The organism is Serratia sp. (in: enterobacteria), from assembly GCF_046715635.1.
In the GTDB taxonomy this organism is placed as follows: Bacteria; Pseudomonadota; Gammaproteobacteria; order Enterobacterales; family Enterobacteriaceae; genus Chania.
The window spans coordinates 1-19,461 of sequence record NZ_JBKJYW010000298.1 but is presented as its reverse complement, the minus strand read 5'-3'; the positions used below and the strand labels follow the sequence as shown (position 1 = coordinate 19,461).

At 55.5% G+C, this 19,461-nt stretch carries 20 protein-coding genes and 1 tRNA gene; 2 read left to right on the top strand and 19 right to left on the bottom strand.

The genetic code is table 11. From position 1 onward, the window contains the following. Positions 1-1,057: LPS export ABC transporter permease LptG (gene lptG / locus ACLQ7H_RS15440; RefSeq protein WP_411753446.1), on the top strand; the 1,057-nt coding region annotated here is incomplete at its 5' end. A gap of 390 nt (positions 1,058-1,447) precedes the next feature. On the opposite strand, the gene ACLQ7H_RS15435 is transcribed toward lptG, so the two are convergent. From ACLQ7H_RS15435 to ACLQ7H_RS15345, 19 genes are all read right to left on the bottom strand, one after another. Next, positions 1,448-1,777 carry a DMT family transporter gene (locus tag ACLQ7H_RS15435; RefSeq protein WP_411753445.1) on the bottom strand — a complete coding sequence of 110 codons (330 nt, stop codon included), beginning with the start codon at positions 1,775-1,777 and terminating at the stop codon, positions 1,448-1,450. An 11-nt stretch (positions 1,778-1,788) separates the two neighbouring features. Beyond that, the gene (locus tag ACLQ7H_RS15430; RefSeq protein ID WP_024529409.1) at positions 1,789-2,148 is read right to left on the bottom strand and encodes a DMT family transporter; all 360 of its coding nucleotides are present in this window, start codon (positions 2,146-2,148) and stop codon (positions 1,789-1,791) included. A gap of 389 nt (positions 2,149-2,537) precedes the next feature. Then, positions 2,538-3,209, bottom strand: a complete 672-nt coding sequence (locus tag ACLQ7H_RS15425) for a hypothetical protein (protein WP_411753444.1) — start codon at positions 3,207-3,209, stop codon at positions 2,538-2,540. Between the two features lie 10 nt (positions 3,210-3,219). Further along, positions 3,220-3,855, bottom strand: a complete 636-nt coding sequence (locus ACLQ7H_RS15420) for a phosphate propanoyltransferase (RefSeq protein WP_411753443.1) — start codon at positions 3,853-3,855, stop codon at positions 3,220-3,222. A 35-nt stretch (positions 3,856-3,890) separates the two neighbouring features. Continuing rightward, complete coding sequence (locus ACLQ7H_RS15415) at positions 3,891-4,325, bottom strand: BMC domain-containing protein (RefSeq protein WP_411753442.1); 435 nt, start codon at positions 4,323-4,325, stop codon at positions 3,891-3,893. A 10-nt stretch (positions 4,326-4,335) separates the two neighbouring features. After that, a complete protein-coding gene (gene cutD, locus ACLQ7H_RS15410) occupies positions 4,336-5,286 on the bottom strand; it encodes a choline TMA-lyase-activating enzyme (protein WP_411753441.1) in 951 nt (316 codons plus the stop codon). Positions 5,287-5,350: 64 nt separating this feature from the next. Next, positions 5,351-8,770, bottom strand: a complete 3,420-nt coding sequence (cutC, locus tag ACLQ7H_RS15405; protein WP_411753440.1) for a choline trimethylamine-lyase — start codon at positions 8,768-8,770, stop codon at positions 5,351-5,353. A 70-nt stretch (positions 8,771-8,840) separates the two neighbouring features. Continuing rightward, a complete protein-coding gene (locus ACLQ7H_RS15400) occupies positions 8,841-9,995 on the bottom strand; it encodes a 1-propanol dehydrogenase PduQ (RefSeq protein WP_074028377.1) in 1,155 nt (384 codons plus the stop codon). Positions 9,996-10,013: 18 nt separating this feature from the next. Continuing rightward, on the bottom strand, positions 10,014-10,271 hold the full coding sequence (locus ACLQ7H_RS15395) for a EutN/CcmL family microcompartment protein (protein WP_021179125.1): 258 nt from the start codon (positions 10,269-10,271) through the stop codon (positions 10,014-10,016). Between the two features lie 22 nt (positions 10,272-10,293). After that, complete coding sequence (locus ACLQ7H_RS15390) at positions 10,294-11,910, bottom strand: acetaldehyde dehydrogenase (acetylating) (protein ID WP_411753439.1); 1,617 nt, start codon at positions 11,908-11,910, stop codon at positions 10,294-10,296. Positions 11,911-11,998: 88 nt separating this feature from the next. Continuing rightward, positions 11,999-12,277: a BMC domain-containing protein gene (locus ACLQ7H_RS15385; protein ID WP_021179127.1), complete on the bottom strand. Its 279-nt coding sequence runs from the start codon at positions 12,275-12,277 to the stop codon at positions 11,999-12,001. A 14-nt stretch (positions 12,278-12,291) separates the two neighbouring features. Further along, on the bottom strand, positions 12,292-12,576 hold the full coding sequence (locus ACLQ7H_RS15380) for a BMC domain-containing protein (protein ID WP_021807825.1): 285 nt from the start codon (positions 12,574-12,576) through the stop codon (positions 12,292-12,294). Positions 12,577-12,601: 25 nt separating this feature from the next. After that, positions 12,602-12,880, bottom strand: coding sequence for a BMC domain-containing protein (locus ACLQ7H_RS15375; RefSeq protein WP_004249182.1), 279 nt, complete (start codon positions 12,878-12,880; stop codon positions 12,602-12,604). Between the two features lie 578 nt (positions 12,881-13,458). Then, entirely contained in the window at positions 13,459-13,980 is a 522-nt protein-coding gene (locus tag ACLQ7H_RS15370; protein ID WP_411753438.1) for a FidL-like protein, read from the bottom strand. Positions 13,981-13,983: 3 nt separating this feature from the next. Beyond that, positions 13,984-14,778, bottom strand: coding sequence for a winged helix-turn-helix domain-containing protein (locus tag ACLQ7H_RS15365; RefSeq protein WP_411753437.1), 795 nt, complete (start codon positions 14,776-14,778; stop codon positions 13,984-13,986). Between the two features lie 40 nt (positions 14,779-14,818). Further along, on the bottom strand, positions 14,819-15,385 hold the full coding sequence (locus ACLQ7H_RS15360; RefSeq protein WP_411753436.1) for a TetR/AcrR family transcriptional regulator: 567 nt from the start codon (positions 15,383-15,385) through the stop codon (positions 14,819-14,821). A gap of 231 nt (positions 15,386-15,616) precedes the next feature. After that, a complete protein-coding gene (locus ACLQ7H_RS15355; RefSeq protein ID WP_411753447.1) occupies positions 15,617-17,005 on the bottom strand; it encodes a GntP family permease in 1,389 nt (462 codons plus the stop codon). Continuing rightward, a complete protein-coding gene (gene denD / locus ACLQ7H_RS15350) occupies positions 17,005-17,967 on the bottom strand; it encodes a D-erythronate dehydrogenase (RefSeq protein ID WP_411753435.1) in 963 nt (320 codons plus the stop codon). The genes ACLQ7H_RS15355 and denD overlap by 1 nt, the downstream gene beginning before the upstream one ends. A gap of 27 nt (positions 17,968-17,994) precedes the next feature. Next, complete coding sequence (locus ACLQ7H_RS15345) at positions 17,995-18,762, bottom strand: DeoR/GlpR family DNA-binding transcription regulator (RefSeq protein ID WP_021807830.1); 768 nt, start codon at positions 18,760-18,762, stop codon at positions 17,995-17,997. A 564-nt stretch (positions 18,763-19,326) separates the two neighbouring features. On the opposite strand from ACLQ7H_RS15345, the gene ACLQ7H_RS15340 reads away from it, so the two are divergent. Further along, positions 19,327-19,411 (top strand) — tRNA-Leu (locus tag ACLQ7H_RS15340). Positions 19,412-19,461 lie beyond the last annotated feature (50 nt).

Below are 19,461 nucleotides of genomic sequence, written 5' to 3'. Positions count from 1 at the left end.
GGACCGTTATATCGGTAGAACGATTTTCAACACCATCATGATGACGCTGTTCATGCTGGTTTCGCTTTCCGGCATCATCAAGTTCGTCGATCAGTTGCGTAAAGTCGGGCAGGGTGAATACTCGGCGCTGGGCGCAGGGGTGTATACCTTGCTCAGCGTGCCAAAGGATATTGAGATCTTCTTCCCGATGGCGGCACTGCTGGGGGCGCTGCTCGGCCTGGGCACCCTGGCTACACGTAGTGAACTGGTGGTCATGCAGGCCTCTGGCTTCACCCGGTTGCAGATTGCCGGTTCGGTGATGAAAACCGCTATTCCACTGGTCTTGCTGACGATGGCAATCGGTGAATGGGTGGCACCGCAGGGCGAACAGATGGCGCGTAACTACCGTGCTCAGCAAATGTACGGTGGCTCACTGCTTTCTACCAAGAGCGGCCTGTGGGCGAAGGACGGCAACGACTTTATCTACATCGAACGGGTGGCTGGCGAAAAAGAGCTGGCTGGCGTCAACATTTACCACTTCAACGATCAGCGCCGGTTAGAGACGGTTCGCTATGCCGGTACCGCAGACTTTGAAGACGGTGCGTGGCAGCTTTCGCAGGTGGATACTTCAGATCTGACCAATCCGAATCAGGTCACCAGCACCCAGACGCTGACCGGGGTATGGAAAACCAACCTGACGCCAGACAAACTGGGCGTGGTGGCGTTGGATCCGGATTCTCTCTCCATCAGTGGCCTGCACAACTATGTGAAGTACCTTAAGCAGAGTGGCCAGGAGGCCAGCCGTTACCAACTGAATATGTGGAGCAAGATCTTCTCGCCGCTGTCGGTGGCGGTAATGATGCTGATGGCACTGTCGTTTATCTTTGGCCCGCTGCGTAGCGTGCCGATGGGTGTGCGGGTGGTGATCGGTATCAGCTTCGGCTTCCTGTTCTACGTGCTGGATCAGATCTTCGGCCCGCTGAGCATGGTGTACAGTATGCCGCCAATTCTGGGTGCCCTGTTGCCAAGCTTGCTGTTCCTGTTGATCAGCCTTGTTTTGCTGCTGAAGCGGAAATAGCTGGCTGTTCCCCTCACCCTAACCCTCTCCCAAAAGGAGAGGGGACTGACCGTGCTATAACTTGGCTACGGCATTCGTCCTCAGAATTACTCCTGTTAGAGAGCAACCTCTGCACCTGAACACAGCTCCGGACTGGCTCCCTCTCCCATAGGTAGAGGGACGATTGAGGTCGTTGATTGCTTTGCGTAATACCTTGCCTTTCGTGTTCTTACTCCCAACATTCCGAAGCTGCACGGGCTAACTATGCACTCAGAACCAGCTCCCTCTCCTTTTTGGGGAGAGGGTTGGGGTGAGGGGAGGCAGATTAGTGCGAGCTTGAAGGGAGATTTCTCCAGCCAACAAAAAAGCGCAACGTTGCCGCTGCGCTTTTTAAGATAGAGCTTTGAGAGCTTACATCTGCGAGAAGATATTCATAATGACGCCACCGCCGATGATCAGCGCCATGGCGAATACGGCAGGGAGATCCGGTTTCTGCTTGTAAAGCAGCATGGAAACGAAGGTCACGCCGACGATGCCAAAGCCGCACCACAGTGAGTAGGCGACGCCCACCGGGATAAACCCCATCGCCTTGGTCAGGGCGAAATAGCACAGGCAGTAAGCGCTAATGACCAGCACCGAAGGCCCGAGCTTTTTAAAGTTGTTGGTTTTTTTGATCATCGAGGTCCCGGTGATTTCCGAACCGATCGACAATGCCAGCCACAAGAAGCCAATATTAAACATAGTTGATACCCTTATTCTTCGGAGGAGCCCATTTTGGAGAAGAGGTTCATGATCACGATGCCGCTGGCAATCACGATCATGCCGATAATGGCTGGCATATCAGGGTGTTGGCCGTAAAACACCATGCCCAGGCTTGAGACCAGTAAAATCCCGGTGCCTGACCAGGTAGCGTAAGCCAAGCCGACGGGGATGTATTTCACCGCGTTGGATAAGGAGTAATAACAAACGCAGTACAACACTACGATCAAGCCGAGTAATAACGTCTTGGTAGTGCCTTCACTGTTATCAAACATTTTTAAGGTAGAGGTGGCCGAGGTCTCGGAGAAGATGACCAATAACATCCATACCCATGCTTTTGCCTTGGTAGACATAGTGTTTCGCTCCTGATAGATGACAATTTATATTTGAAATAACTAGAACTCGCTATCATTCCCCCCTCACCCCAACCCTCTCCCATAGGGAGAGGGAGCCGAGTGTGCTAAAACTTGGCTACGGTGCTGGCCTTTTTAATCACCCTTGTTTCAGATTAACTTTGATACCTGAATATCACACCGCTCCAGTCCCCTCTCTCACAGAGAAAGGGAACTGTGAGACTCCGCTCTTGTGGAAATAAAGAGGTCATCTCAGCAAACTCGATCGCCCACTCATCCAAGGTGCGTCACCGAGTTTTCAGATCCACTCGATCGGTCCCCTCTCCCTGTGGGAGAAGGTTAGGGTGAGGGGCCTCTCTTCGGGGGAAAAGTCCTCACCCGGTTCTGTGTTATTTTTTCCCTCGGCTATATTCCAATGCCAAATCGGTCAGCTTGGCCCCCGGAGGTGAACGACCATTGAGCCGCTTGAGTTCGCTAAGCGTTACGTAGGCCTGTGCCGCTGGGACCACTTCATGTGCCGTGGCTGCGGGCTGGGCCGATAACATCCGATCCAACGTACAGAGCTCAATGCCTTGTGCCGCCAGCTTCGGCAGATAATCTGCCTGGGGGGCGTTTTCCCCTGCGCGGCTCAGGCCTTTCAGCTGATTTAATTCGCTGGTCGGGTTGCAGTTATAATCCAGCGCCATTATTGGCCTACCGCTCATGCGGGCCAGATGAATAAACCGGGCAGCGTCAGACTGTAATAAACCGTTGGCCACTTCTGCCGCCGTAGCGAAATCGAGAAAAGGAATCAACACTCGCTCAATATTATCCAGCGCGCCGGTTTGGCTGATTTCCACCAGCGAAGTGATTGGCCCAAGTTGGCACCAATCTGTTTCTGCGTGAAACTGCCGGGCATTATCGCTAAACAGGATCACTGGCGAGAACGTTTGGCAGTGCTGCAAGCGCGCGCGGATAATCTCATGGTAACCATCCGCTGCGGTTAACAGCACCAACGCCCGTGGCCGCATCCGTGAGAGCACTTCATTGACCAACTTGTCGATGACTTCACGCTGCATCATATTTGCCACCTTAGGGAACGATAACCACGTTGTCACCGGAAGCCAGCCCGGCGGCGTTGGCTTCATCGGTATCAATGTGCAGTTCCAGTGCAAAACTGGCTTTGATCCGCACGATGACCTCGTCAAAGATCAACCCGCGCACGCCTGCCGCCTTCACCCGCACCTTCTGGCCGTTCTGCACGCCCAATCTGGCGGCATCTTGCGGACTCATATGGATATGGCGTTGGGCACAAATCACCTGTGAATGCAGCGAAACGTAGCCTGCCGGGCCAGCCAGCATGGCATCACCGGAGGCGATCAGATTGCCGGATTCGCGTACCGGTGCCTTCAGCCCCAGGGTGAAACAGTCCGCCTTGGAGATTTCCAGTTGAGTGCACTCACGCGCTGGCCCAAGCACTCGCACCTTGGAGAGCGAGCCTTTCGGGCCGACGATCATCACGCACTCTTTAGCGGCGAACTGCCCCGGCTGGCGTAGCTCTTTGCATGGCGTCAGCCGATAACCGGCACCAAACAGCGTTTCAATATCCTGCTGTGACAGATGGACATGCCGGTTAGAGACTCCAACCGGGATGGCGATGCCGGTGGGAGAAGAATAGTTCTCTGCCAGGTTATGGCGGATCCTTTCCAGTAACGACTCATTAAACATACTGTTATTCCTACCCGATCTCAGAAGCTGTACGGTTATTTAGACTCTTTCTTGCCGCCGGTGCGGGCGGGTTTGTTGTCGGTAGCAGGGGCTTCGACTACCGGCGCTGCGGCCTCTGCCTGCGGGACGGCCACTTCTGCTACTGGCGCAGGTGTTTCTTGCTGTACCTTGGCCGCTGGTGGCGTAAGCTCCTTGCCTTTCAGCCCGGTCAGCAGCGCGACAACCTGTTTTTCCGGGCGGGCAATCACCAACTGGCCTTTGATAAACGCCGGTTGCTTGATCACGGCCACACCGCTATCGATGGCGGTTTTCACCGCGCTGATTTCACCGGCAAAGAACACGCTAACCAGGCCGGAACCAATCTTCTTGTATCCCAGTACCGTTACCGCAGCGGATTTACACGCCGCATCGGCCGCGTGGATCGCGGCGGTCAGGCCATAGGTTTCAATCACTCCCAGGCTTAAGTTCATCTCCATCTCCTTAGTGCCTTACCAGGCGAATATCAAAGTCAAAGCGCTGGAAAAAAGCCGCCAGTTGGTCCAGTTCTTCATTGCTGTAACTTGGGTCGTCTTTGACCGGATAGATCATGTCGAGCCGCTGGTATTTGTTTTTACCCAACTGGTGATAAGGTAAAACGTCGATGCGGCTGATATTGCCTTTGCGTGCCAAGGCCATGACATAGTCAATGGCACCGGTGATGGCATCGTAAGAATCGTTATAGCCGCGTACCAAAGGCATGCGCACCACGATATGGCTGCCCAACTCCACCAGGCGTTCCAGGTTCCTTTTTACGCCCTCGTTGCCGATGCCAAATAACTCTTTATGCCGTGCGCTATCGATATGCTTGATATCGAACAGGAACATATCAGTGCAGGTGGCCAGCTTTTCATAATTGGCCAGCGAGGTGGTGCCATTGGTTTCGATGGCGGTGTTGATCATCTGTTTTTTGCATTCGGTCAGCAGCGCGGCCGCAAAGTCGGTTTGCAGACTCAGTTCGCCGCCGCCCAGGGTGACGCCACCGCCGGAGGCATGATAGAAATCGACGTCCTGCAGGATGATATCCATCAACTCCTGCACCGTGACGTCCTTGCCCATGATGTCCAGCGCGCCGGAGATGCAGACCTCTTCGCATTTGCGGCAACCGATGCAGTCTATGTTGCGATCGAGGTGGTGCTTGAGATCGCCTTGTGCATTGTGGATCTGGGAGTGGATCCCCACCGGGCAGACGCTGACGCATTGCCCACAGTCAACGCACTTATCATGTGAATACATCACCTGGAAATTGCTGGTGAGCCCCTCGGGGTTGGCGCACCAGGCGCAGAGGATGTTACAACCTTTGAAAAAAATCAGGGTGCGAATACCGTCTCCGTCATAGATCGAGTATTTCTGGATATTGAATATCCGACCCTTTTTCTCCAGCGTGTTATCCATACTATTTTCCCCTTTCTTCGAAGGCTGATGGGATAAGACATCCCTGTCTTATCCAAGGCTAAAGTCAGAACTTCTCAATAACCGTACGGCTAATAATCTCGTCCTGAACCTCTTTACACAGTTCCACGAAGTAGGCGCTGTAACCGGCCACGCGGACGATCAGGTCGCGATATTTCTCTGGCTCCACCTGCGCCTGCTTCAGCACTTCGTTATCCACGTAGCTGAACTGCATCTGGCCGTTGCCCAGAATAGACGCGGTACGCAGCAGGGTGATCAGCCCGTTCTTGCCTTCCGGGGTATCGAGCAGCCCTTTGAGGAACTTGAAGTTGTGCACCATGCCGATGTTCATGGTTTCCACGTTCATCTTGCTGACGGACTTGATGATGGCGGTTGGGCCCTGTTTGTCCGCACCCTGCGTCGGGCTGATCCCGTCGGAGAGCGGCATCCAGGCCAGGCGGCCGTTTGGCGTTGCGGCGGTCAGTTCACCGATCGGCGTGTTGTTGGAAATTGACAGGGTGCCGTGGCTCAGCGTGGAGTAGAGCATCTTGTACTTGCGGCACTCGCGCTCGGTCCATTCGGTGATGTCCAGTGCGTACTGATCGACCGTGTCATCATCGTTGCCGTACTTCGGCGCGTTCAGACAGTCGCGGCGCAGCTGTTCAAAGCCTTCAAAGTTGGCCAGCAGCGCGTCACGGATCTGCTCCAGGGTGTATTTACCATCCTGATACACCAGCTTGCGGATCGCGGCCATGGAGTCGACATAGGTCGCCAGACCGGAGAAGATCAGCCCTGGGCCGTGGTTGATCACCGCGCCACCGGCGGCCACGTCTTTACCCTGTTCCATACAGCCTTCCACCAGCAGCGACATCAGCGGTTTTGGCGCCACGTCGCGGTGGACTCGCTGGCTGATCACGGTGCCGATAGCCGACAGTTTGACGATGTGCGCGATCTGCGCCTTCACCGCGTTGTCGAACTCTTCGTAGGTTTTCAGGGTGTTCAGTTCACCGGTATCCAGCCCTTGATAGCTGTCAAACAGCACCATGCGGCCACGGTTGAGCACAAACTCAATGGCGATTGGCCATTGGGTATAACCGGTGGAGGTCCACTGATAGATACGGCCGGATTTTTGCGGTTCTACGCAGCCCATCAGGCAGTAGTCACGCGCGTCTTCAAAGTCGAAGCCCTTGCGCAGCATCATCTTGATGTGGGAATCATCGAAGTGGCAGGCCGGGAAGCCCATGCCTGCTTTCACCACGTCGACGATCTTTTCCATGTACTTCTGCGGTGACTGGTTATGGATACGGCAGGCCAGCGACGGCTGGTACACTTTGACGAAGCGCACGGCGTCCATGATCAGGTAGGTCAAATCGTTACAGGCATCGCCACCGCTGCGCTTCTGCCCGCCGATGGTCAGGTTGATAAACGGCTGGTAACCGGCGAAGTACTTGGCACCCAGTTCGCTGGACATCCACATCAGTTCGGCACACTTGATGATGAAGGCCTGCAACAGTTCCAACGCCTGTTCCTGCGTCAGACGGCCAGAGGCGATATCGGCCTGGTACATCGGGTAGCAATACTGATCCAGACGGCCCAGCGACAGCCCGGTCTGGTTCTCTTCCACTTCAAACAGCGACTCTACCGTCCAGATGCTTTGCAGTGCTTCTTGCAGGGTCTTCGGTGGGTTGGCAGGGACGTTCTCGTTGGTTTCTGCGATGGTCAGCAGCTCGGCTCGGCGCGCTGGATCCTGCTCAACGGCGGCCAGTTCACGGGCTTTGTCGGCGATGCGCTTGGCGTAGGCCACCACGCCGTCACAGGTTTCAATCGCCGCTTTGTAGAAGTAGATCTTGTCGATATCCGCCGGGTTTTCCATGCTCAGCGCCGCGAGGTGCTGTTGGGCATCGGCCTTGATGCCGTTCATCCCTTTGGTGAACAGCAGGATGTCATAGCCTGGGCAGGTGTCGCCGCCGCCGTTAATCTGGTGGTAGGAGAGGTCGCTGACAAAGGTTTCGCCGCTGAAGGCCCAAACGCCCGCTTCGCGGTACTGCGCTTCACAGATCTCATCGAGCGAACGGCCTTCCCAGAATGGCACGATCTCTTCACGGATCGTCTTCTTGTCGGCCTCGGAGATAACGAACGGATCCTGCGGGCGGGTGCCCATGGTATCCAGCTCGTCACGTACCCAGCGCCAGGCGATATCCGGTGAGAACGCCCCGGCACGCGGTTTGCCGCACGGATGGCCGACGATCAGCTCATCTTGCTGGATCAGGATCGGCGCGGTTTCACAGGCGGCGCGGAAAGACTTGGCGCGCAGCAGAATGGTTGGCAGACCTGGGTTGTTTTTTGCCATCTCGGTAAAGGTGATGGCGCGATAGATAGAAACGCTAGGGCGAGCATCGAGGTAGTTGTCACGCAGGCGTTGCAGGCGCGGCGTTAGCCCTTCCATCAGTTTGTGAGTTGCCACGTCTTGCGCTGAGGCGGCCACGAATGGGGCCGATGGCGCACTGTACTGCGGGCGAGCGCCTGCCTGGCCAGCAAACAGTTTTACCTGCAGGTTGCCGTTGAGCGTCATCAGGTTGCTAAGGGCTGCCAGCAACATGGCGGACAGATCGTTGATCACCAATGCAGGATCGTCGAGGCGCACGCCGTGCAGCATGGCGTCAAACATCGGGTAGCCATCCAGCTCACGCGGCGCACGCACTTCGGAAAGCTCACATAGCTTCAGCCACAGGCACTCGACGATTTCATAAGCCTGTTCTGGCGTCAGCACGCCACGGGTAATGTCTTGCTGATAGAAGCTGTACAGCAGCTTGTCGAAGCCGCCTGGGTAAACCGCGTAGCTGCCGTTTTCCAGATGCAGGGCCAGTTGGAAGAAGTAGAATGACTGGCAAGCCTCTTTAAAGCTGCTGGCCCCGTAAGCCGGGACTTTTTTCAGCATGGCGGCCGCTTCTTGCAGCTCCGCCTTGCGGTACGGATGGTTTTCTACCGCTGCCATGTTTTCGGCTTTGCTGGCCAGCTTCTGCGCCAGATGCATCGCCGCATTGCAGGCGTAGATCATGGCGCGGCATTGGTTGACCTCGTCCAACCCGGAACGGCTGACGGCGCTGCCGATGCTTCTGGCGCGGTCTTCCATTTCGGCTTCGATGGCGAACAGCCCTTTGGTGATCACCGCCAGATAGTCCGGTGAGGTCTGGCCAAATGCGGTGAAGGCCGAAGGACTGCGCAGTTCGTTTTCGCTGTGGAACACGGCGGCGCGCGGGGTGGAGGATTGGCTGCCGATGATCAGCTCATCGGGGCCGATGTAGCCGGGCAGTTGCTTGACCAGCTCATTGAACAGCTTGGCATTCTTGACCAACTGCGGCATGCCGGCCACATCGCCACCCAGCGTTTCCAGAATGGCGGCACGTTCGGTGCTGATGGTGCTGTTTTGGGATAAGAGTCTTTCTGCCAGCAGTTTTACGCGTGGCGTCAGTGAATAATGGGCCATGTTCAAATCTCTCCTGATGTCCTGCGGCTTTCGCACAAATTGGCAAAATCCGTTGACTGTAATGAGTGCGTTATTGAAGCTGTACCGGGCCGCCGCTGTAGGCAAGGCGGAACAGTTTCTCCAAATCTGCCGCGTTAACGTCGCGCGGGTTGGTTGGCGTGCAGCTGTCGTGCAACGCCTGCGTGGCCAGTTCGCCAAGGCAAACCTGGAAGCGGTGTTCCTCCACCCCTGCGGCTTGCAGATTGGCCGGTAGCTGCATTTCCTGTTTCAGCGTTTCGATCGCCACCAGCAGGCTATTGACGCCATCACGCACCGAGGTGCTTGGCAGCCCCAACAGGCGCGCCAGGGCGGCATATTTGTGCGCGGCCGGGGTGTCGCAGTTGCCGTCAACGTCGGCATTGAAGGCGACCACCGAGGTCATCAGCAGCGCATTGGCTCGGCCATGTGGGATACCAAACATGCCGCCTAGGGCGTGCGCCAGGCTGTGGGTGATGCCCAACGATGCGTTGGTGAACGCCATCCCGGCCATGCACGATGCGTTATGCATTTTTTCCCGCGCAGGCAGATTGCTGCCCTGTTGGTAGCAGGTCAGCAGGTGGCCGAACACCATCTGCACTACTTTTTCGGCCATCGCATCACTGAAGTCGCTGGCCTTGCGGGAGACATAGGCCTCCAGGGCGTGGCACAGCACATCCATCCCGGTATCGGCGGTAATGCTGGCCGGTACCGACTTCACTAACTGAGGATCGAGGATGGCGATGTCGGGCAGCATGAACTCGTCTACCAACACCAGCTTTTGGCTGCGGGACTTGATCACCGAGAAGCTGGTGACTTCGGAACCGGTGCCGCTGGTGGTGGGGATGGCGACAAAACAGGGCTTGCTACGGCCGCTGTCTTTACGGCAATGCCACAGCGCATACATCACCGCCTTGGCGGCATCAATCACCGAGCCGCCGCCCAAGGCAATCACCAGGTCCGGGTAGTCGTCATCCATCAGCTTCATGCCGCTGACGATGGCGGAAATATCCGGGTCGGAGGCCACCTCGTCATACTGACGACAGCGGATCTGCTGCTGTTGGAGCAGGCTGGTCACCCGCTCGGCCAAGCCAAACTTCACCATCGCCTGATCGGTGACCAAAAACGCCGAGCGTCCAGGCAAGCTGCTCAGCGCGAGCAGCGCATCCTCACCGAAATGGATTTTTGGCTTAATCAGAAACTCATTCATGCCTACTTCCTCTTACTCTTAACGCTCCCGGTGAACCTTCTCGACAATGGCAACGATCGACATGGCCTTGTAGCGGTCTTTACTCAGTGCGAAATACTCTTCCACCAACACCAGATCGTTTTCACCGGCACCGACGCTGTCGACGGCAACGTAGGTGCGATCTTTGATGGCTTCCAGGTCGTCACCCAGCGCCGTGACCAGCAGCAGGTTACTGCCGCGTAGTTCGTCACTTTTCTGTGTGGCCACCACATGGCCGGTTACCTTTGCGAGGATCATGTTTTCACCCTTGGTTGATGTGTTACCGGGACAGGCGTCCAAGCACTTCCGTAATGATCCGTTCGACGTTCTCTTCGGTGATGTCATTGGCCGCGGCGTTAACCACTGCGCGGGTGACCGGCCCGAAACGATCGTCGCCCTGGGCATACAGCGGTGCCGGTGCGGCCTGCGAGGCTACCGCCGCCGTTGGCGCTGCAAAGCGGTTATCGTCGAAGATGCTGGTGCTATGGCTGGTGGGCGAACTGCACGTTTGAGCTGCGGGTTGTGGTTGGCGCAGATCCTCGATGCTACGAACGCCATAGCCGACTTTACGTACGTTCAGCAGGTTCATCGGGCCGACGTTGTCCGAGCTGGAGCCGCCACCAACGGCACCGCAACCGAGCGTTAACGCAGGTATAAGATTCGTGGTTGCGCCAATGCCTCCAAGCGCGGCGGGCGTATTGATCAGGATGCGGTGCACCGGTTTTTGCAGCGCAAACTCGCGGATCACCTGCTGGTTCTGGGTGTGGATGACCAGCGTATGCCCCAGACCTTCGTTGGTGAGTAGTTCCACCACACGGTCACAGGCGCTCATCCAGTCTTCTTCGATGTACAGACCCAGCACCGGGCAGAGTTTTTCACGGGCGTAAGGGTTTTTGCGCGAGACGCTGTTTTGTAACGAAATCAGCACCCTGGTGGTCGCCGGTACGCAGAATCCGGCACGCTCGCTGAGGTAGATGGCGGTCTTGCCCACCACTTCAGGATTAATCATGCCGTTCGGGCGTAACAGGATATTGGCCAGGCGGGCAGACTCATCGTCGTTCATGAAGTAGCAGCCTTGGGCCAGCAACTCGCGGTGTACGTCCTGATAGATGCACTTTTCCACGATGATCGACTGCTCAGAGGCGCAGATCACCCCATTATCGAAGGTCTTGCTGGTGATGATGTCCTTCACCGCCTGCTGGATATTGGCGCTGCGTTCGATAAACGCCGGGCCGTTGCCTGGGCCACCGCTGATGGTTGGCGTGCCGGAGCTGTAGGCTGCACGGACCATGCCTTCGCCGCCGGTAGCCAGGATCAGCGCGACGTCTTTGCTGTGCATCAGGGCTTTGGTGGCTTCCAGCGTCAATTGGGTCAGGCCGTCAACGATACCCGCAGGGGCACCGGCCTGGAGTGCGGCCTGCTTGACGATCTCAATCGCTCGCTGGCTGCACTGGCGCGCATTAGGATGCGGGGAGAAAATAATGGCGTTCCCGGCCTTCAGCGCGATCAGCGTTTTATAGAAAATGGTTGAGGTTGGGTTGGTGGACGGCACCAGGGCGGTAATAACCCCTAACGGGACGCCTACGTCCATCACTTTATTCTGCTGGTCGTCACGAATAATACCGACGGTTTTTAAATCCTTAATATGCTCAAAAACTTTTTCAGAGGCGAAAATATTTTTTAACACCTTGTCTTGCCAATTGCCGAAGCCGGTTTCTTCATGGGCCATCTTTGCCAATTCTTCGGCATGTCTGGCCGCTTCGCTGGCAATATGTTTAATAATGCCGTCGATCTTTTCCTGTGAATATTTGGCAAACAGCAATTGCGCCTGTTTGGCATTTTTAATCAGCGTGCGAGCCTGCTGAATGGATTGTAAATCTGGATCCAATGTGGTCATTAGTCTATTCCCCTGAATAGGAGTTTAATTTTTTACTTGCTGCAATCGGCTAGAGTATTTATCTGCCACCGCCGGTCATCAGGCTGAATTACGCCTTATGCTGTGAGGCGATTTTCTCAATATCATTATGTGGGCGTGCAATAACCCGGGATGAAATCACTTCGCCAATTCGGCTGGCGGCTTCAATACCGGATTCCACCGCCGCGTTAACGGCGCCCACGTCGCCTTTCACCATCACGGTGACCAGGCCGGAGCCGACGTTTTCATAGCCAATCAGTTCAATATTGGCGGCCTTACACATAGCATCGGCGGCTTCGATAGCAGGCACCAACCCTTTGGTTTCGATCAATCCGAGTGCATCTTTCATCAGTGAATTCCTTGTTATTCGGTGATTTTGTACTGCGAGATGATTTTCTGGATATCGTTATGCGGGCGGGCAATGACCAGTGAGGTAACCACTTCACCCACGCGTTTGGCCGATTCGATACCGGAATCCACCGCCGCCTTGACCGCGCCCACGTCGCCTTTCACCATCGCGGTAACCAGGCCGGAACCGACGTTCTCATAGCCGATCAGCTCCACGTTGGCCGCTTTGCACATCGCATCGGCGGCTTCAATACAGGCCACCAGCCCTTTGGTTTCAATCAATCCTAATGCGTCACCCATGATCCGTTCTCCTCAGAAGCGCTGTTTACGCTTTGTGCTTAATCACGATTTTGTTGATGTCGTTGTGTGGGCGGGCGATAACCAGTGAAGTCACTACTTCACCCACGCGTTGTGCGGATTCCACGCCGGAATCGACGGCGGCTTTTACCGCACCGACGTCACCTTTCACCATGGCGGTGACCAGGCCGGAACCGACGTTTTCATAGCCGATCAGTTCGACGTTGGCCGCCTTGCACATGGCATCCGCTGCTTCAATACAGGCCACCAACCCTTTGGTTTCGATTAAGCCTAATGCATCACCCATTGTAGTTTCCTCCACAAAGCCGGTTTATGAGTTGTCATCTGCTGTGCCGTTCGGCCATGAGGGGATCAAGGTTTCCGACGGCTAAGGGCACTATACCCCCTGGCGGTTTAATCAAAATATAAATTCACATGTCGCTATGTATTTAGTTTTTTGTTCTTTAAATAAGCCTGTATTTATCCTTATTTTATCTGTTTGCTCTGATAATCAGCCCGGTAATAGTTCTGCTCCCTGGCGGGAATTGCCCGATTTTGGCATTCACTTGGGGGCGGAAAACAATGTTAAATCTATGGTGATCAAATGGGTTTTTTAGGTAGCGGGGCGGCTTGCAGACTGTGGAGTAGCGCAGGTTTTTTTGGGGAACTGAACGTGCCACATGTTGACCGCCGTTGTTACCTACAGCACCATGCCAGCTCCCTCTCCTTTTTGGGGAGAGGGTTGGGGTGAGGGGAAATAGCGATCGCCGAATAACCGACAGGCACTATGACTATCAGGGGCGCTTTTCTGGGATTATAAGGGCCAATGAAAGGGAGGCCAGAGGCTAATGACAAGGGGGAACAGGTTTGCTGAGGGAGCGGATGTTACTCTAACTGACTACCGGGTTTCAACGCACAGATAAACAGTGGGGAGTTGATCGAACTGAGTAACACGGTGTCGGCATTGATTTTCTCCATCGCCAGTTGCAGGCCGTCGTGGCTGTCTGACATTTCCCGCATAAAGTAATCAAAGATCACGTCGGGAGACTGATCGATAGAGGATTTGCTGGAGACCCAGCGGTTGATCTGGTAATAGCGGGCGCCAGGGGAAACGCGCTTGCTGGAATAATCAAACTGTACGTAGCGTTGCAAATAAAGCCAACCTGCCTCCGAGTCTGAATATCCCTCCACCACGATAGAACCTTTGCCTTTGGCATTAAAGTTAAAGTGAATATTAACGTTTACGGATTCGGTGACGGTGTCTTCAAAATGCATAATGGCTTTGGTTGAGCAGTTTAAAACATCATCGCGCCAGATGACATTATGCTTGATGGTGATAAATAGTGAGACCAGTAGCAATATGATAGAGACGGCAAACAGCCTTCTCCCCCAGCCCATTGTTTTCATAATTTATTTCCATGAATAATAAAAATAGTTATCGCAGTAGCTGAATGTATTATCTTGATGTTGGGCGCAGTGTGCGAGAAACGTCCGGCCTAAACCGTTGGATTGCAGCTTATCACCATAAAAGAACAGAAAGCGCTCATCTTTATCATACTTGATGTTCTTTTTTTCTTTGACAGCAATAAAGTTTTTCAGGTAATTCTCGCGCATTCTTGGATTTATCATGGTGTCGGTGGATAACACCTCAATGGGCTCCTGCGCGACGGAGGTGAAGGTGAGAGGGGCCAGACTGCCGTTGTTGCTCCACGACCAGCCGATCAGCGCGATGGCCAACAGGGATATCATTGCACCGGCATAGCCCCAGTAGCGATCGTTGCTGGTGAAGGGCGCCGCTACCGGCACTGGCTCTGGAGCTCTCTCGGCAGGGGATTTGTGTTCGCTGGCATGTATCACTGGATGCAGCAAGGAGTCATCGATTACCTCGATCGTCAGCTCTGGGTTGATTTCCAAGCGGCCACGGGCCACGGTGACGATCACGTTCTCAATGCCGTAACGGCGGAAGGCTTTGCGCAGGATACTCAGGTACTGGTTCAGGTTGCTGTTGGAGGACATCAGCCCGTTGTCGTCCCAGACTCGTTGCATCACGGTATCGCGGCTGATGACGCCAGGATGCTGGATCATGAAGAACAGCAGGGCGTTGGCAGTGATGGTGAGTTGGCTATCTGACTTGCCGCCATCGTCCAGCTTCAGCGAGCCTTCGGTGGCGTCATAACTAAGAAAGGCATTAATTTTATATTTCATTATCGCCCCTGGGTGATTGGCTGCCCGCGAACTGCGGAGGTTAAAACTCCTCGAAGGTCATTGCCGCCAGTCTCGTCACCAATGCAAGCCGCTCTTCCGACGTCATAGTGACTCCTTCCGTGAGTTCAGAAAGCCATAGGCCGTCTGCACCATAGCGTACCAAGTTACCTACGTAGCTGCGATCCAGTTCATCGGCGTTGGCCAGATGTTGCAGCACCCACTCCCGCCAGCATTTACGCAACACCATTTCATTCGGCATAGCCAGCGACAGCAGGGCCAATTGACGGCTGGTGTCGGTTTCACTGATGCCAGCCAGGTACATCAGATAGGCCCGGGAGAAGCGCCCGCGTGGGTTATCGTCCTCGGCCATCAGCGCCATAATGCCGCGATCCATCACGGCCAGCAGGCGAATAAACAGCGCGTGGATCAGCTCCTGCCTGCCGGGAAAGTGGTGCAGCAGCCCGCCCTTGCTGACCCCAGCCTGTTTGGCGACGGCGTTGAGCGACAGCGCGGCAATCCCATCTTTGGCTGCGATGATACTGGCGGCTTCCAGCAGCTGTTCTTGCAGCCGTTCCGGGTCCTTTTTGCGATGCACGTGGGTATTCATGCGGCGATCATACCGACCAGCCGGTATGTTATTTTTGATCGAGGTCAATCCGCTTCCCCTAAAGGTCTGACCAATGCTGAATAATGCTAGCCAGGTCAAACTATTTTAGTTATCAATCAATTAGGAAAGATTTTGCTAGCTTAATCGGGGTTGGGAGCTAACTGGGGCGTAAAGGCTGACAAGTGGCTCGGACGGCTCCCTCTCCCTGTGGGAGAGGGTTGGGGTGAGGGGCTACAAAATCCAGTCCAGCAGCAAAATACCGACCAGGCTGATCGCCCAGGCTATAGTCGTGGGCACTGACCAGACCATCATCTGCTGCTTCACGTCCTTGATCCCCATCATCCTGTTGACTACCCAGAACATGCTGTCGTTAAAGTAGCTGAAGAACAGCGCGCCCATGGTGGCGGCCTGCGCGGCAGCGAGCATATTGACGCCGGGCAACTGGCTGACGATGGGGGCTGAGATGGACGCTGCGGTGATCATGGCAACGGTGCCTGAACCCTGTATCAAGCGCACCAATGTGGCAATAAAAAACGGGATCAATACCGGGGACAGCGGCAGATTGGCGACGTGCTGCGCCAGCAAGGTGCCGGTGCCACTCTCACGTAACACCGCCCCCAGCGCGCCACCGGCACCGGTTACCAGCAGGATAATCCCGGCGGTCTGCAACCCTTCCTCCAGCCGTTCCAGCGTCTCGTGCTTGTCGACCTTCGGCATCAGGGTGTAAACCGCCAGCAGCACGCTGATGGCCAACGCAATCACCGGTGCGCCGAGGAAGGCAAAGGCTTGCCCCCACAGGCTGTCCCCCAGCCAGGCCATGCCTTCAGACTTGGCCAGCATAGTGTTCACCGCGTTGATGAAGATCAGCACGATGGGTGCGATGATTGGCAACAGCGATAGCGTTAAGCTCGGCAGCACCTTGGCCTCTTTCTCGGCCAGATAGCGCTGGTGGGCGGCCCGTAGCTCTTCCGGCTCCTCATCCTGGTTTTCGGGTGTAAAATCAGGGTAATAGGTACCGAGCCAGCGCGCATAGATCACAATGCCGATCACGCAGGGAATGGCTAACACCAGCCCGGCCAGCATCATGGCGCCGATATCCACGCCGAAGATCCCCGCCACCCCTAGTGGGCCAGGGGTCGGTGGTACCGCGTGGTGAGTAATGATTAGACCCCCAGCCAAAGCGACTCCGAGCGTCAGCAGGTTGCGCTGGCCTTTCTTGGCGAGCGCCTTGACCAACGGATAAAGGATGACGAAGGCTGAATCGACGAAAATCGGGATGCTGACGATATAGCCGGTGATCGCCAACGCCCATTCCTCGCGCTTTTTACCCAGCCACTTGATAAAGCTGAAGGCGATCTGCTCCGCCGCGCCGGAAACCTCCAGCACGCGGCCCATCATCACCCCCAGACCAATGACAATCCCGATGCTGCCGAGCGTGCTGCCAAACCCTTTGGAGATGGTATCCACCGTCTGCATGGCACTCAGTCCGCCGCTGATCCCGGCGATAGAGGCCGCCGCCAGCATGGCGATCAGCGCATGAACCCGGGTGCGTAACACCAGAAACACCAGTACGAACACGGCCACCGCCAGGCCGATGATAGGGGTATAAAGTGCCATAATCAGCTCCCTGCCTGCGGCATCTCATCGCGCATAAAGGCACGGATGACCTGCTGGAAGTTCTCGTCGGCATAGAACCCCAACGCCAATGCACGTTGTACCTCGAAGTTGCCCGGCCAACTGGCGACAATGCGATTGATGGCTTCATCCGGTACAAAGCTCACCTTGGCACGAGCCTGCTCACCGGCTACCTCCTCCAGTGCGGCTAGCATCTGTTCCACCGTGACGCTAATGCCGGGCAGGTTGACGATGCGTGAGGTGCCGAACTGCGCGGCGGGCAGCGTGGCGGCATGGATAAAGTTGCGTACCACGGTGCCAGGGCTGGACAACCACAGTGCCAACTCCGGGGCAACCGGGCAGACGGATGGCTCCCCGTGCAACGGTTCACGAATGATGCCGCTGGCAAAGGAGGATGCTGCCTTGTTCGGCTTGCCGGGGCGCACGCTGATGGTGGGCAGACGTAACACTCGTGCATCGACAAACCCTTTGCGGGCGTAATCGTTGATCAACAGCTCACACAGGGCCTTTTGCGCACCATAGGAGGATTGTGGCTGTACGGCGCACTCATCGCTGACGGTGGCCGGAAGCTGGCCGCCAAACACTGCCAGCGAGCTGGTGAAGATAAACTTCATTGCCGGGGCATTGCGGCGGGCGGCTTCCAACAGTCGGCGAGTGGCGTCAAAGTTCACCTGCATCCCAAGATCGAAGTCGCTTTCCGCATGGCTACTGACGATGGCGGCCAGGTGATACAGCACGCTGCAATCGTTGTCGATCAGCCGATGGGCGGCATCGGGTTGAGTGAGATCGAGTGCCAGGCAGCGAACTCGTGGATCCGCTAGCGGGGCGTTTGGCTGCTGGATATCTGCCAGAACCAGTTCGTCAAACGGCAGCGTATTGTCTCGCAGTAGCGCGGCTGCCAAGCGTTGACCCAAAAAACCTGCTCCGCCAGTAATGATGACCTTCATGGTTATATTCCTTTGTAGGGGGTGTTATCAGAGGTTGATGCTGTGCAGCCGCACGCCACGCTCTTGGAGTTGTTGCTGCGTTTCTGGCGGCAGGGCAGCATCGCAGATGATGTCGTCGAGCGCCGCCAGCGAGCAGACGCGAAACATGCCGTACTTGCCGTATTTACTGCTGTCGGAGACCAGTACCTTGCGCCGGGCTACGTCCAGCAGCGCCTGTTTCACCAGCACTTTCTCCTCGTGCGGGGTAGACAAGCCATGTTCTAAATCCCAGGAACTGGTGCTGATAAAGGCCACGTCGATATTCAGGGTGCGCAACAGCATGGCGGCGCAGCTGCCGACGCAGGAATAGTTGCGTTGATCGACTCGTCCGCCGGTGTGAAACAGGTTGAGTTGCGGGCGGTTCATCAGGTGCTGGATAATGGAAAAATCGTTGGTGACCACGGTCAGGTTGAAGCGTTCGGCCAGTTGGCGGGCGATCTCGAAGCTGGTGGTGCCCGCGTCCAGATAGACCACCTGGCCATCTTCGACCAGGCCGGCGGCATATTTGCCGATGGCCCGTTTTTGCCGGTGATGCAGTTGGGCCTTCTCTTTGTAGGCCAGCTCCTGGCGTAGCGCGTCGCTCAGGCGCACTCCGCCGCTGACGCTGATCACCTTGCCTTCTTCTTCCAGTTGATGGATGTCGCGCCTGACGGTCATATGTGAAACGCTCATCAACTCGGCCAGGGCCACGATGGTGACCAACTGATACTCATGTACATAGCGATAGATAAAATCGCGGCGTTCCGATGGGATCATCCTCGTCTCCTGGTCGGTAGCGATGGTGCCGCTGGGTGGCTGTTATTTTTTGTTATGTTATTAATATTCAATCATTTGATTTAACAAATAAACGAGGGTTGTCACAGAAGGGTGGGCGGGTATGGGGTGGGTTTATTGGTTTAAATCTGTTTATATTCAATGTGTTGATTTTATTTTTTGCGATGGAATGAATCACAGAAGGTTGTGATGAAAAGTGTGAGGTGTAACAAAAAAGCGCAGATCGGCGTTGGGGCTATTCGTTTAATAACGCAGTGGTAACTCGTAGTTACTATCAGTACCGGATCAGCTCCCTTTTAGTGTGATTGCAGATTGGTACGGCATTAATAGACTAGCTCGGACGGCTCCCTCTCCTGTGGGAGGGTTGGGGTGAGGGGCGACCGTAGTGGCTGATGAGGTAAATTTAGGGCAATAAATGAGCAAGGGAAGCTGAGAAAATCGACGGATGACGTTTTTTTCAACATTCAACTCGTTGAATGCTTGATAAGTGTTGCGCGAGGCAAGTGGGAAGGTATAATGCCCACGTTTTCCGCATACTACTTCAGTGCCGAAGTGGCGAAATCGGTAGACGCAGTTGATTCAAAATCAACCGTAGAGATACGTGCCGGTTCGAGTCCGGCCTTCGGCACCATTAGTCAGTACGCAAATCAAGTCGCCTTCGAGCGGCTTTTTTTGTGCCTG

Bases quoted from the DNA above. Each gene is read 5' to 3' on its own strand.
- ACLQ7H_RS15380 (WP_021807825.1), bottom strand. From the start codon at position 12,576: ATGGGTGACGCATTAGGATTGATTGAAACCAAAGGGCTGGTGGCCTGT.
- ACLQ7H_RS15390 (WP_411753439.1), bottom strand. From the start codon at position 11,910: ATGACCACATTGGATCCAGATTTACAATCCATTCAGCAGGCTCGCACG.
- ACLQ7H_RS15395 (WP_021179125.1), bottom strand. From the start codon at position 10,271: ATGATCCTCGCAAAGGTAACCGGCCATGTGGTGGCCACACAGAAAAGT.
- ACLQ7H_RS15365 (WP_411753437.1), bottom strand. From the start codon at position 14,778: ATGAAATATAAAATTAATGCCTTTCTTAGTTATGACGCCACCGAAGGC.
- ACLQ7H_RS15430 (WP_024529409.1), bottom strand. From the start codon at position 2,148: ATGTCTACCAAGGCAAAAGCATGGGTATGGATGTTATTGGTCATCTTC.
- ACLQ7H_RS15415 (WP_411753442.1), bottom strand. From the start codon at position 4,325: ATGAACTTAAGCCTGGGAGTGATTGAAACCTATGGCCTGACCGCCGCG.
- ACLQ7H_RS15385 (WP_021179127.1), bottom strand. From the start codon at position 12,277: ATGAAAGATGCACTCGGATTGATCGAAACCAAAGGGTTGGTGCCTGCT.
- ACLQ7H_RS15435 (WP_411753445.1), bottom strand. From the start codon at position 1,777: ATGTTTAATATTGGCTTCTTGTGGCTGGCATTGTCGATCGGTTCGGAA.
- ACLQ7H_RS15420 (WP_411753443.1), bottom strand. From the start codon at position 3,855: ATGTTTAATGAGTCGTTACTGGAAAGGATCCGCCATAACCTGGCAGAG.
- denD (WP_411753435.1), bottom strand. From the start codon at position 17,967: ATGAAGGTCATCATTACTGGCGGAGCAGGTTTTTTGGGTCAACGCTTG.
- ACLQ7H_RS15400 (WP_074028377.1), bottom strand. From the start codon at position 9,995: ATGAATGAGTTTCTGATTAAGCCAAAAATCCATTTCGGTGAGGATGCG.
- cutC (WP_411753440.1), bottom strand. From the start codon at position 8,770: ATGGCCCATTATTCACTGACGCCACGCGTAAAACTGCTGGCAGAAAGA.
- ACLQ7H_RS15345 (WP_021807830.1), bottom strand. From the start codon at position 18,762: ATGATCCCATCGGAACGCCGCGATTTTATCTATCGCTATGTACATGAG.
- ACLQ7H_RS15375 (WP_004249182.1), bottom strand. From the start codon at position 12,880: ATGGGTGATGCATTAGGCTTAATCGAAACCAAAGGGTTGGTGGCCTGT.
- ACLQ7H_RS15370 (WP_411753438.1), bottom strand. From the start codon at position 13,980: ATGAAAACAATGGGCTGGGGGAGAAGGCTGTTTGCCGTCTCTATCATA.
- ACLQ7H_RS15425 (WP_411753444.1), bottom strand. From the start codon at position 3,209: ATGATGCAGCGTGAAGTCATCGACAAGTTGGTCAATGAAGTGCTCTCA.
- cutD (WP_411753441.1), bottom strand. From the start codon at position 5,286: ATGGATAACACGCTGGAGAAAAAGGGTCGGATATTCAATATCCAGAAA.
- ACLQ7H_RS15360 (WP_411753436.1), bottom strand. From the start codon at position 15,385: ATGAATACCCACGTGCATCGCAAAAAGGACCCGGAACGGCTGCAAGAA.